Origin of the sequence: Serpens gallinarum, assembly GCF_014836765.1 — a bacterium.
GTDB classification, from domain to species: Bacteria; Pseudomonadota; Gammaproteobacteria; order Pseudomonadales; family Pseudomonadaceae; genus Serpens; species Serpens gallinarum.
On the sequence record NZ_JACSQG010000004.1, the window covers coordinates 215,298 to 227,641 of the forward strand.

General features: G+C 62.1%; 13 protein-coding genes. 5 read left to right on the forward strand and 8 right to left on the reverse strand.

The features are described 5' to 3' along the window. Positions 1-29 precede the first annotated feature (29 nt). Positions 30-824, reverse strand: a complete 795-nt coding sequence (locus tag H9642_RS10315) for an SDR family NAD(P)-dependent oxidoreductase (protein ID WP_251836356.1) — start codon at positions 822-824, stop codon at positions 30-32. 46 nt (positions 825-870) lie between these two features. Continuing rightward, positions 871-1,686, reverse strand: a complete 816-nt coding sequence (locus H9642_RS10320) for a DODA-type extradiol aromatic ring-opening family dioxygenase (RefSeq protein WP_251836357.1) — start codon at positions 1,684-1,686, stop codon at positions 871-873. A gap of 109 nt (positions 1,687-1,795) precedes the next feature. Here H9642_RS10320 and H9642_RS10325 point away from each other — a divergent pair, with 109 nt between their 5' ends. Beyond that, positions 1,796-2,710, forward strand: coding sequence for a LysR family transcriptional regulator (locus tag H9642_RS10325; protein WP_251836358.1), 915 nt, complete (start codon positions 1,796-1,798; stop codon positions 2,708-2,710). Between the two features lie 88 nt (positions 2,711-2,798). On the opposite strand, the gene actP is transcribed toward H9642_RS10325, so the two are convergent. From actP to H9642_RS10340, 3 genes are all read right to left on the reverse strand, one after another. Next, positions 2,799-4,463, reverse strand: coding sequence for a cation/acetate symporter ActP (actP, locus tag H9642_RS10330; RefSeq protein ID WP_251836359.1), 1,665 nt, complete (start codon positions 4,461-4,463; stop codon positions 2,799-2,801). Continuing rightward, on the reverse strand, positions 4,460-4,765 hold the full coding sequence (locus H9642_RS10335; protein WP_251836360.1) for a DUF485 domain-containing protein: 306 nt from the start codon (positions 4,763-4,765) through the stop codon (positions 4,460-4,462). Before H9642_RS10335 ends, actP begins: the two co-directional genes overlap by 4 nt. 188 nt (positions 4,766-4,953) lie before the next feature. After that, entirely contained in the window at positions 4,954-5,313 is a 360-nt protein-coding gene (locus tag H9642_RS10340) for a DUF485 domain-containing protein (RefSeq protein WP_251836361.1), read from the reverse strand. A gap of 226 nt (positions 5,314-5,539) precedes the next feature. Here H9642_RS10340 and H9642_RS10345 point away from each other — a divergent pair, with 226 nt between their 5' ends. From H9642_RS10345 to thiM, 4 genes are all read left to right on the forward strand, one after another. Further along, entirely contained in the window at positions 5,540-7,123 is a 1,584-nt protein-coding gene (locus H9642_RS10345; protein WP_251836362.1) for a glycoside hydrolase family 17 protein, read from the forward strand. 50 nt (positions 7,124-7,173) lie between these two features. Then, positions 7,174-8,010 (forward strand): pirin family protein, encoded by an 837-nt coding sequence (locus tag H9642_RS10350; protein ID WP_251836363.1) that lies wholly within the window; start codon positions 7,174-7,176, stop codon positions 8,008-8,010. 169 nt (positions 8,011-8,179) lie between these two features. Continuing rightward, complete coding sequence (locus H9642_RS10355) at positions 8,180-9,187, forward strand: NADP-dependent oxidoreductase (protein ID WP_251836364.1); 1,008 nt, start codon at positions 8,180-8,182, stop codon at positions 9,185-9,187. 449 nt (positions 9,188-9,636) lie between these two features. After that, positions 9,637-10,488 carry a hydroxyethylthiazole kinase gene (gene thiM / locus H9642_RS10360; RefSeq protein WP_251836365.1) on the forward strand — a complete coding sequence of 284 codons (852 nt, stop codon included), beginning with the start codon at positions 9,637-9,639 and terminating at the stop codon, positions 10,486-10,488. A 53-nt stretch (positions 10,489-10,541) separates the two neighbouring features. Here the strand turns inward: thiM and H9642_RS10365 are convergent, their stop codons facing one another. From H9642_RS10365 to H9642_RS10375, 3 genes are read right to left on the reverse strand one after another with little or no spacing between them, the layout of a single operon-like run. Further along, complete coding sequence (locus H9642_RS10365; RefSeq protein WP_251836366.1) at positions 10,542-10,793, reverse strand: cytochrome C oxidase subunit IV family protein; 252 nt, start codon at positions 10,791-10,793, stop codon at positions 10,542-10,544. A 10-nt stretch (positions 10,794-10,803) separates the two neighbouring features. Continuing rightward, positions 10,804-11,391 carry a cytochrome c oxidase subunit 3 family protein gene (locus tag H9642_RS10370; protein ID WP_251836367.1) on the reverse strand — a complete coding sequence of 196 codons (588 nt, stop codon included), beginning with the start codon at positions 11,389-11,391 and terminating at the stop codon, positions 10,804-10,806. After that, positions 11,375-12,109 carry a CbbQ/NirQ/NorQ/GpvN family protein gene (locus H9642_RS10375; protein WP_251836429.1) on the reverse strand — a complete coding sequence of 245 codons (735 nt, stop codon included), beginning with the start codon at positions 12,107-12,109 and terminating at the stop codon, positions 11,375-11,377. The genes H9642_RS10370 and H9642_RS10375 overlap by 17 nt, the downstream gene beginning before the upstream one ends. Positions 12,110-12,344 lie beyond the last annotated feature (235 nt).

Genomic DNA, 12,344 nt, shown 5'->3' on the forward strand with positions numbered 1-12,344 from the left:
GGCTAGTGCGCGGCAAGGATAATGATGGGTCAGGCAATGCTTTCGACGATACCGCCTTCGACCCGCAAGGCAGCACCGGTGGTGGCACTGGCCTGAGGGGACGCTGCGTAGACGCACAGGTTGGCCACTTCCTCGGGCGTGGCGAAGCGGCGAATCAGGCTCGACGGGCGATTTTCGGCGAGGAACAACGCCTCCATCTCCGTTGCGCTCACTCCGCGTTCCTGGGCCATTTTGCCGATAAAGGCGACAGCCCCCTCCGTCCGGGTCGGCCCCGGCAGGACGGTATTGACGGTCACGCCGCTGCCGGCCAGCACCTTGGCCAGGCCACGGGAGAGGCCTTGCAGGGCCGCCTTGCTAACGCCGTAGTGGACCATTTCACCGGGAATATTCAGGGCGGACTCGCTGGAGATGAACTGAATCCGTCCCCAGCCGCGCGCTTGCATGCCCGGCGCATAGTGACGGGCCAGACGCACGCCGCTCATTACGTTGACCTGGAAGATTTCTTCCCAATCCGCATCGCTGATGTCCAAGAACGGCTTCACCGCATAAATGCCCAGGTTGTTGATCAGGATATCGGCCTGAGGTTCAGCCTCGATCAGTGCCTGGCAACCGGCAGCCGTGCCCAGATCGGCCACCACGCCACGGGCCAGCGCACCGGCTTGCGTGCCCCGCAGCGCGGCTAATGTGGCATCGACGCGTTCTTGGTGGCGACCGCTGATGACCACGGTAGCGCCGGCATCCGCCAGCCCCTTGGCGACGGCCAGGCCAATGCCGCCGGTAGAGCCGGTGACGATGGCGGTTTTGCCGGAAAGGTTAATGATCATGGGAAAGTCCTCTAGAGAGTGAGCAGGCCGTTTTTTAGGCGGCCTGCTAGCCGAAACGGAAAGCCGACAGCGTGGTTTCCATCACTCGGTCGGTAAAGATGCGCTGGCCAGCGTCCTCACCCGCCGCGCCGGCCGCCAGCATCAGCGGCAACAGGTGCTCCTCGGCGCGCGGCGGATGGCACAGACGGGCCGAAGGTGCCTGGGCCCAGTTGGCCAGGGCGTGTTCGCGTTGTTGCGGTGCAGATTGGACAGCCTCTACCAGCCAGGCGTCGAACTCATCGGAAATCGGCCCGAAACGCGGGTCGCCGTAACCACGCATGTTGTGGAAGCTCATGCCGCTGCCAACGATCAACACGCCTTCGTCGCGCAGCGAGGCCAGTGCGCGACCGGCATCCAGGTGCGCCTGTGGGTCCAGGTCATGGCGCAAAGACAGTTGCACCACCGGAATTTCGGCGTCGGGGAACATCAGTTTCAGCGGAATAAACATGCCGTGGTCATACCCACGCGTGGGATTCTGTTCGGCCGGCAGGTGCGCCTCACCGAGCAGTTCAGTAATGCGCGCCGCCAGTTGCGGTTCGCCGGGAGACGGATAGCGCAGCTCGTAGGTGTGCTCTGGAAAGCCGTAGTAGTCGTAGATCAGCTCCGGTTGCGGGCCGCTGGTCACGCTGAATGCCGGCTCCAGCCAATGGCCCGAAACCAACACGATGGCCGTGGGGCGAGCCGGCAGACTCGACGCCACGTTTTTCAAAAAGTCGCCCATCTTGTTCCAGGCGGTGGGCGGGTTCCAGTCCATGAAGAAGCAGGGGCCCGCGCCATGGGGCACGAACAGGGTGGGCATACGGGTATTGCTGATAGCACTCATGCTGAACTCTCCGCACGGTTTAATTGAATGCAGTAAGTATCGCTTGAATCATTTACATTGATAATCCGCCCAATACAGCTTTCACTTCCTACTACTAGTGAGAAATCAAATGCTTGATCGCGTCACGGGCATGCGCGTTTTCGTGCGCGCCGTCAGCGCTGGCAGCCTCTCCGCGGCGGGCCGGCAAATGGGCATGTCGCCGGCCATGGCTACCAAGCATATGGACGCTCTGGAGACGCATCTGGGTGTCAAGCTACTGCACCGCACCACGCGCCGCCTGAGCCTGACCGAAGCGGGCAGTGATTATCTGGAAGCTTGCCTGCGCATCCTGCCGGAAATCGATGAAGCCGAAGCCAGCGCCGCGTCGCAACGGGTCGATGCCCGCGGGTTGCTGCGCATGAACATCCCGCTGTCATTCGGCAGCCGCTTCATCGCCCCACTGCTACCGGCGTTCAGCCACAAACATCCGGCACTGAAGATCGAGCTGGGGCTGACCGACAGCGTCGTCGACCTGCTTGATGGCGGCTGGGACCTGGCGATCCGCATCGGCCGGCTGGCCGACAGTCCGCTGCAGGCGCGCAAGCTCGGCGATTGTGCGGAGATGGTCTGTGCGGCCCCAAGCTATCTCGATCAGCGCGGCATCCCCCGGCGGGTGGCGGAGCTGGCCCAGCACAATTGCCTGGGCTACACCCTGTCGTCCTGGGGCGGGGGCAAGGAATGGGCATTCGGCCGCGACGGCAGTGTGCGCGTGGCGATCCATGGCGATCTTGCTGCCAACAATGGCGATGCCCTGCTGGCCGCTGCCGTGGGTGGTCAAGGCCTGATCTACCAACCGGACTTCATCGTCTCGGAGGCGCTCAAACGCGGTGAGCTGGTTGCCCTTGAACTCGATCATCCCACCTATTCACTGGGTGGGATTTATGCGGTCTACCCGCAGGAGCGTCGCCCGCCGGCCAAGGTGCGGGTGATGATCGACTACCTGGCCGAGGCGTTTGCGAATAATCCGTTGTGGCAAAGCGTTTAGTTTTCAGCCGGCTGGATACATAACCCGAACCAACCTTGCCAAACGAAAAAGGCAGCCTGAAGGCTGCCTTTTCGTGTTACACGATCAATTAGTGATCAACTGCACCGCTGCGACCGATACCGGTCTGGCTGCGAACCGTGAGGGCATCGAACGCATCACGCTCTTTGTCAGCACGGGCGGACTTATCGGTAACCGAGAAGAACCAGATCGCGAAGAAGGCCAGCGGGATGGAGAAGATACCCGGGTTCGGGAACGGCACGATGGCTTCGGCGTTACCAAACACGTCGACCCATACGGTCTTGCTCAGCAACACCCACAGGGTGGCGATGAACAGGCCGAAGAAGCCGCCGATGGTCGCACCACGGGTGGTGCAGCCGCGCCAGGAGATGGACAACACCAGCACCGGGAAGTTGGCGCTCGCCGCGATGGCGAACGCCAGACCCACCATGAACGCCACGTTCTGGTTCTCGAAGACGATACCCAGCAGGATGGCCAGGACGCCCAGCACCAAGGTGGAGATCTTGGAGATACGCATTTCCTGCTGCTCGGTCGCACGACCGCGAGCAATCACGTTGGCATACAGGTCGTGGGCGATGGCGGCGGCGCCAGCCAGGGCCAGACCGGCGACCACGGCCACGATGGTGGCGAAGGTCACAGCAGCCAGGAAGCCCAGCAGCAGGCTGCCACCCACGGCGTTGGACAGGTGTACCGCCGCCATGTTGGTGCCACCGATCAAGTCTTTCAGCATATCGAAGCTGCCGTCGGCACCGACGTTGAAGAACTCCGGATGACGAACCAGCAGGGCAATCGCGCCGAAGCCGATGATGAAGGTCAGGACGTAGAAGTAGCCGATGAAGCTGCTCGCCCAGATCACGGATTTACGGGCTTCCTTGGCGCTGGACACGGTGAAGAAGCGCATCAGGATGTGCGGCAGACCGGCAGTACCGAAGGCCAGGGCCAGACCCAGGGACAGCGCGTTGAGCGGGTTGCTGCTCACGGCGTCGCCCGGCGCCATCAGTTTTTCAGCGTAGGGGTGCACATTGACCGCTTCGGCCAGTAGGGCATCCGGGCTGAAGCCGAACTGATACAGTACCAATATGGACAGCAAGGTACCGCCGGCCAGCATCAGGATCGCCTTGATGATCTGTACCCAAGTGGTGGCCGTCATGCCGCCAAAAAACACGTAAATCATCATCAGCGCGCCGATGATCACCACGGAAACTTTGTATTCGAGACCGAACAGCAGCACGATCAGCTTACCGGCACCCACCATCTGGGCAATCAGGTACAGCGCGATGATGGTCAGCGAGGCACTGGCCGCCAGTACACGCATGGGCGTTTGCTCGAGGCGAAACGCTGTCACGTCGGCGAAGTTGAAGCGACCCAGGTTACGCAGGCGCTCAGCCACCAGGAACATTACGACCGGCCAACCAAACAGGAAGCCGATGGCGTAAATCACACCGTAGTAACCGGAGACATACACCATGCCCGCAATGCCCAGGAACGAGGCTGCGGAAATATAGTCACCCGCAATGGCCAGACCGTTCTGGAAACCGGTAATGCCACCGCCTGCGGTGTAGAAGTCGGAAGTGGTTTGCGTTTTACGCGCAGCCCACCAGGTAATTACCATGGTTCCTGCAATGAACACGAGGAACATGACGATGGCACTGGTATTGGCGCCCTGGCCTTCTGCAGCAAATGCTGCCGGTGAGGCCAACGCCAGGAGCACAGCACTCAGTAGAAACTTCTTCATTCTACGTCCCTAACAATCGCTTCGAGCAAAGGATCAAACACCTTATTCGAGAAATACGTATACAAGGCGATCAGGAACACCGCACTGCATACCACCATCAAGCCAACGAACAAGCCCACACTCATCGTCCAATTCGCGCCCAGAGGCTCAGCGAATACCTCGGGCAGATAAGCCATGGTCAGGATAAAGCCTGAATAAATAATCAGGGTCACAGCGAAAAACGCCATGCTCACCTTGGTGCGCCGCCGCACCAGTTCCTGATATTTAGGGTGCTTGAGCACCTCCGCTACTACGTCTTTCACTTATTACTCTCCTTTACTACACGTTGCGCTCAACCACACCTTGACTCAGCAAAAAGTGTGGCTGGCAGCTTTTTTTTACTTGTAAGGCGCGATTCAACGTTGATTGACTCTTTCCCTGCCCAGTAGTCGGCTCCTGAAGAACCAACCCCGACATACCAGCTCCCTGATATGAAGCCTCTGGTATCGCGTTATTTCCGCGGATCAGGCATTAAAAGGTCTTGTTTGGGCTGCGTCTCTGCAGTGGCTTCCGGATGCGAACGCAGTTCGGCGTTCATGCTTTCAAAATCCTGACTGGCACGCTTGAAATAGAGACCAGCCAGGACAAAAGAGGTGATAAGCAGCATCAGACCCAGCCCCCAAATGAGGGGACTGAGGGGGTTCGAAGCGCTGAGCAGCTCCGATTCGGAAGCAATCAAAAGCAGAAAGATCAGATAAAGACTACTCAGAAGCAGAGTAAGCCCCCAGGCGAAGCGGCTGCGTTTGGCCATCCGGCTCGCGCGGCCTGCGCTGTATTCGGTTCGCATGGAGCTTGGGTCGTGCAGATACATCTTATTTTTTTATTCCTGGCCAGTGTGATCTGGTGCGCGAACTGTAAAGCCATGCTCAACTGAGAGAAGACGACCTTAGTCTTAGTCAGTCGAATCGTAAGCGATTGATTTAGGAATGCTTTTCCTTTTTTCCTGAATCACACAGGACAACCGGAACCTTCGCGCGCCAAACTTGGGTGCCTGGCTCAGCTACGCTGAAGCAACTCATTTTCTAGCAGTTTCTCTCATGACCGCTACCCGCCACATCCTCGTCTGCCTGCTCTTTGCGCTTGCGCTGCTCGGCCTCTGGGCCGGGCTGGGCCGCTCCGTGAAGCTGCCCGACGTAGCCAGCGCCAGCCATAAGCTGCAATGTGTGTCCTATAGCCCCTTCGGCAAGGATCAATCGCCCTTCGACGAACCTTTCATCCTGCGCCCGGCGCAAATGGATGCCGACCTGGCCCTGCTCGCCAGCCGCTTCGAGTGCGTGCGCACCTATTCAATGACCGGTCTGGAGGCCATTCCCGACCTGGCCCGCAAGCATGGCCTGAAGCTACTGCTCGGCGCCTGGGTAAATGCCGACCCGGTGGATACCGCGGCGGAAATCGACCTGTTGATCAGGGCCGCCACGGCCCATGCGGACATCGTACAGGCGGTTATCGTCGGCAACGAAACCCTGTTGCGCCGGGAAGTTACCGCCCAGCGGCTGGCCGGGCTGATTGGCCAAGTCAAAGAAGCCGTTCCACAACCCGTCACCTATGCCGACGTCTGGGAGTTCTGGCTCGCCCATCCGGAAATCGCCCCGGCGGTGGATTTCCTCACCATTCACCTGCTCCCCTACTGGGAGGACGATCCCGCCGGCATTGACCAGGCCCTCGAACATGTCGGTGCGATTCGCCAGCAATTCGGTACACGTTTCGCCCCCAAAGACATCCTGATCGGTGAGACCGGCTGGCCCAGCGCCGGTCGCCAGCGTGAAACCGCCGTGCCCAGCCTGATCAATCAGGCGCGCTTCATGCGCGGTTTCGTGCAGCTGTCGGAAAGCCATGGCTGGCAGTACAACCTGATTGAAGCCTTCGACCAGCCCTGGAAACGCGCCAGCGAAGGCGCAGTCGGTGGCTATTGGGGCTTGTTCGATGCCGACCGCCGCGACAAGGGGGTGTTCACCGGAGCAGCGTCCAACCTGCCGACCTGGCCTGCTTGGTTCGGCCTGTCGCTGGTGCTGTTCGGTGCCGTCCTGGGGCTGGCCGGGCGCCCCGCCACGCCGCGTGATGCCTGGTCGCTGCCGGCGCTTGCCGCCCTGGGCAGTGCCTGCTGCCTGCTGCATGTGGAACAGGCTGTGGCCATCAGCCGCTTCGCCGGCGAGTGGCTTTGGGCGGCTGTGTTGCTCGGGCTGAACCTGATCGTGCTGGCCCATGGCGCCCTGGCTATCACCCAGCCGCAGGACTGGCGTGGCCGGCTGTTTACCTGGCTGGAACAACACGCCGGCATGTGGCTGCTCGCCAGCGGATTTGCCGCTGCGGTGCTGATGCTCGGCCTGGTCTTTGATGCCCGCTACCGCAGCTTTCCCAACGCGTCCCTGCTGCTGCCGGCCGTGGTGTACCTGTGCCGCCCGGTGCCGGCCAGACGCCGTGAAACCGCCCTACTGTGTTTTCTGGTTGGCGCCGGCATTGTGCCGCAGCTGTACCAGGAAGGCCTGACTAACACCCAGGCGCTGGGCTGGGCGCTGGTCAGCCTGCTGCTGTGTGGCGCCTTGTGGCGCAGCCTGCGATGCCGGGTCCCGGCGGATCAATCGAATGAGTCGATGGTAATGGCGCAAACATCGCAACCATGAGGCGATGGTTCTCGCTTACCCTGAACTCAATTGCAGCGAGGTAGTTTTCCATGCGTACGATTGTTTCCCTCGACACCGGTCGACCCACCTCCGACGGCGCCGGCGTTCAACTGATCCGCATTATTGGCGGCCCGGGCCTGGAGCGTTTCGACCCTTTCCTCATGCTCGACGAATTCGGCTCGGCCAACCCTGACGATTACGTAGCGGGTTTCCCCGCCCATCCCCATCGCGGCTTCGAGACCATCACCTACATGCTCGAAGGCCGCATGAAGCACGAAGACCACATGGGTAACGTCGGCTTGCTGGAAAGCGGCGGCGTGCAATGGATGACCGCCGCGCGCGGGGTGATCCACAGCGAAATGCCGCAACAGGAACAGGGCGTGATGCGCGGCTTCCAGCTGTGGCTCAACCTGGCGGCCCAAGACAAACTGGGCGAGCCCGGTTATCGCGATTTCACGCCGGCCGAGATTCCTCACCTGATGCTGGCCGATGGCACCCAAGTCAAGGTCATTGCCGGTCGGTTCGCGACTGACGCGGTTCATCAGGATGGCGCCGTACAGCGTCCGCACACCGAACCACAGATCTTCGATCTGCATCTGTCCGCCGGTGGGCAGGTCGCACCGCAAGTGCCCGATGGCCACCGCGTGATGCTGTATGTCTACGAGGGCAATGTGCAGTTGGCCGAGCGCGACATCGCTACAGGTCAATTGGCGCGTCTGAGCGAACAGGGCGATGTGCACCTGTCGAGTCGCGACGGCGCGCGGGTGCTGTTGATTGCCGGCAAGCCGCTCAATGAACCCATCGTGCAATATGGCCCGTTCGTGATGAACAGCCGCGAAGAAATCGAACAGGCACTGCGCGACTTCCGCGACGGCACCCTGGCCTAGGCGTTAACCCCCGCCCAGCCCCCGCACGCAAACTCCGTGTGGGAGCTGCGTTGCGCTACATCACTACCATCACCGCAGGCCATGCTCCGGCATTCCGCCCATGGCTCAGGCTTGCCCGCTACACCAATCCCGGCTATCACCTTGTTTCCCCCATGGCCGAGGAGCTCCCATGTCCGCAACGATCAATCGCCAGTTCCGCCTGGCCCAGCGTCCTGTCGGCCTGCCGACCGATGACACCTTCCGTTACCTTGAAGCCCCGCTGGGCGAGCCCGATGAAGGCCAGGTACTGGTGCGCGTGCGTTACCTGTCCATCGACCCGGCCATGCGCGGCTGGATGAACGACAGCAAATCCTATATTCCGCCGGTGGCCATAGACGAGGTGATGCGCGCCCTGGGCGTGGGCGAAGTGATCGCCTCGCGGCATCCGCAGTTCGCGGTGGGCGATTTCGTCAACGGCGCGCTGGGCGTCCAGGATTATTTCCTCGGCGAGCCCAAGGGTTTTTACAAGGTCGACCCCCAACGCGCGCCGCTGCCGCTGTACCTGTCGGCCCTGGGCATGACCGGCATGACCGCCTACTTCGCCCTGCTGGAGGTCGGCACCCCCGAGGCTGGCGAAACCGTAGTAATTTCAGGCGCCGCCGGCGCGGTGGGCAGCATTGCCGGGCAAATCGCTAAGCTGAAAGGCTGCCGCGTGGTGGGCATCGCCGGCGGTGAGGAAAAATGCCGCTACCTGGTCGATGAACTGGGTTTCGACGCGACCATCGACTACAAGCACGAAGACATGGCGGCAGGCCTCAAGCGCACCTGTCCCAAGGGCGTGGATGTGTATTTTGACAACGTCGGCGGCGACATCCTCGACGCCGTGCTGACCCGCCTCAACTTCAAGGCGCGAGTGGTGATCTGCGGCGCGATCAGCCAGTACAACAACAAGGAGGCCGTCAAAGGCCCGAGCAACTACCTGTCGCTGCTGGTCAACCGCGCGCGCATGGAAGGCTTCGTGGTCATGGACCACGCGGCGCAGTTCCCCAAGGCCCTGCAGGAAATGGGTGGCTGGCTGGCCAGCGGCGAGCTGAAAAGCCGCGAGGATATCGTCGAGGGCTTGGAGAACTTCCCCGACACCCTGCTGAAGCTGTTCAGAGGTGAGAACTTCGGCAAACTGGTGCTCAAGGTCCATTAACGAAGGGCCGTGGGCGTAACACTAGTGTTGGGCGGCCTCGCCCGCCGCAGGACCTTTGCTGAAAGCACACCCTCCCAAGCAGCCCGCCAGCGGCGTGTCAGGCAAACGGCGGGCTGCCCGGCAACACGAAGGCGGGTAGGAGCATCCACGCGGGTGCTCAAGGCCGGCTGATGCGTGCGGGCCCGGGGCTGTAGGGGCGAATTCATTCGCCTGACGTATCACGTTCAAACCATGCCGCAGCGGCGACATACGCAAGGGCCTTGGCTTCATAGCGAATCGCATCAACGCAGGTGCCGGCAGCCTCAGTGCCGACGAATGAATTAGCCCCGACAACATCGTGCGGAGCGTCGTCCAAACGGGCATTTCGCCCTTCATTTCGCCACTCGCTTGCGCCCCATCTGCGCGTATGCTGTGCCCTCTTCGCAAAAAATCGCTGATGGGAGCGTGAGATGGCTGGTAGCAACAGGCAGGCGGCAGAAGTGCTGCACAATGCGGTAATCCAGGCGCATGGCGCCTTGCAGGCGCGCACGCCACTGGTGCAATGCATTACCAATGTGGTGTCGAGCAACTACATGGCCAATATTCTCCTAGCCGCAGGCGCCTCGCCGGCCATGGTCGACAACACCCAGGAAGCCGGGCTGTTTGCCGGCGTTGCCGATGCCTTGCTGATCAACTTGGGCACGCCCACCGACAGCCAGGTCGAATCGATGCGCCTAGCCGCGGCCGCGGCGCAGCAGGCAGGCAAACCCTGGGTGCTTGACCCGATCGGTGCCGGCGGCCTGCCCTGGCGTGGCGCGATTGCGCTGGAACTGCTGCAACATCGCCCCACCACCATTCGCGGCAATCCTTCGGAAATCAAAGGCCTCTCTGGACTTGGCAGCGGCGCCCGCGGCATGGACAGCTCCGATGAACCGGAATCCGCGGTGCCGGCGGCACTGGAACTGCTCCGCCATTGCCGCACCGTCGGCGCTTCGGGGGCGGTGGATCATCTGGTCGGTCACTACGAAGAGCGGCCGACGTTGATCCGCGTCTACGGCGGCAGTTGCCTGCAGCCACGGGTCACCGCCACCGGCTGCGCCCTCGGCGCGCTGGTCGCGGCGTACCAGGCGGTCGCCGAGCCGCTGGTGGCCACCGTTGCCGCCCACGCCAGCTTCGCCATCGCCGGCAAACTCGCCGCCGAACGTCACGCGGCGCCGGGCTCGTTCGCGGTGGCCTTTATCGATGAGTTGTATGCACTGGACGAAGCACGTATCCAGCAACACCTGCGCATCGACGTTACCAGCCTGGTTTCCCCGCCGTAAATACAGCGGCAAGGTGGACGACGCTTTGCTCGTCCACCGCGTTTCCCGCCCGCTTAAAGCACCAGCGCCAGCAGCACACCGACGACCATCACCAGCGGCCAGCTGAGCAGCAATCCCCGCCAGCGCAAAGGTGCGTGACGCAGCTCCATGAAGCCGTCGGTGATCAGCCAAGCCTTGCCGAAGGCCACCGCCAGCACCGCGCCGGCCAGCGTCAGCGACATGCCCGCGTTGCCGAGCACCACGGTGCCCACCGAGAGTACAGCCAGCCCTATCCAACACAGGATCAGGGTGATCGATGCGGACATCACAGCCTCCTCAGCCCAGCACGTAAACCAGCGGGAACAGCAGCACCCAGACCAGATCGACCATGTGCCAATACAGCACGCCCGATTCCAGCCCGCTGCACGCGCCCGGCCCATAGGCGCGCAGCCGGCAGCGGTTGGCCATGTAGCCGAGTATCAGCATGCCCAGCAGCACGTGCAGGAAATGAAACCCGGTCAGAATCCAGTACAGGGTGAAGAAGGTGTTGTACTCCAGGTCCAGGCCAAGGCCGGCCAAATGGCCGTACTCGCCCAGCTTGAGCACCACGTAGACGCAGGCCGAGACCAGAGCCGCCAGCAGCAACCAGCCTCCCCGCCCCTGCTCACCGCCCCGTACCTGCTCCACCGCCAGTGCGGCGAGCAGGCCGGAGGTGAGCAGGCTCAGGGTCAGCGCCAAGCCGGTGGAGTTGTCCAGCGCCTGACGGCTCTGCGCGAAAAGCTCGGGATTCAGCGCCTGGGTGGTCGCGAAGGCGAGAATCAAAATGCCGAACACCGCCAGTTCGGCAAAGATGAAGATCCACATCGCCAGATCGCCCGGCACGCGCCGTTCGACCCTGGCAAACGTCTCACTCGAAGTGGACATCAACCACATCCATCAGCGCCGCCACGGTCTGCACATCGTCCGACAGCGGCTCGGCCAGGCAGGCCAGGCACGCTTCGCGGGGACTCATGCCGGCGCGGATCATCCGTGCGGTAAAAATCAGCAAGCGGGTCGAGGCCACCTCTTCCAGGTCGTGCTGTTCCAGCCGACGCAGCGCCTGGCCGAGCTTGACCACCTGGGCCGCCAACGCGTGATCCACGCCAGCCTCATTGGCGACAATGCGCGTTTCTTCGTCAGCGGGCGGGTAATCGAAGCGTAAGGCGACGAAACGCTGGCGCGTACTGGGTTTCATGCCCTTGAGCAGATTCTGGTAGCCGGGGTTGTAGGACACCACCAGCATGAAGCCGGGCGGAGCCTGCAACTGCTCGCCGGTGCGCTCGATGAACAGCTCGCGGCGATCATCTGCCAGCGGGTGCAGCACCACGGCGGTGTCCTGGCGCGCTTCGACCACCTCGTCCAGGTAACAGATGCCGCCCTCGCGCACAGCGCGGGTCAGCGGGCCGTCCTGCCACCAGGTGCCGTCGGCGCCGATCAGGTGGCGACCCACCAGGTCGGTGGCGGACAAATCGTCATGGCAGGCCACCGTGTACAGCGGCAGACCGAGGCGGTGCGCCATGTACTGCACGAAACGGGTCTTGCCGCAGCCGGTCGGGCCCTTGATCAGCACCGGCATGCCATGCCGCCAGGCCTGTTCGAACATTACCTCTTCATTGCCCAGGGATTGGTAGAAAGGTACGTCCGGCACGCCCGTCCCCCTCAGTTTCTCAAGTGCACTCACCGGCAATACCTCACGAAAGCAGTTGGTTAAAGCCACGCTACCCGCGACATGGCGTCACGTTCAAGGGGTATGGGGACCTCTCTTGATCGCAATCAAGCGCATCGGCAATTCGTCTCTCTAGCATCGGCGCCGTACACAAAAAGAAGTACCCGGGTAT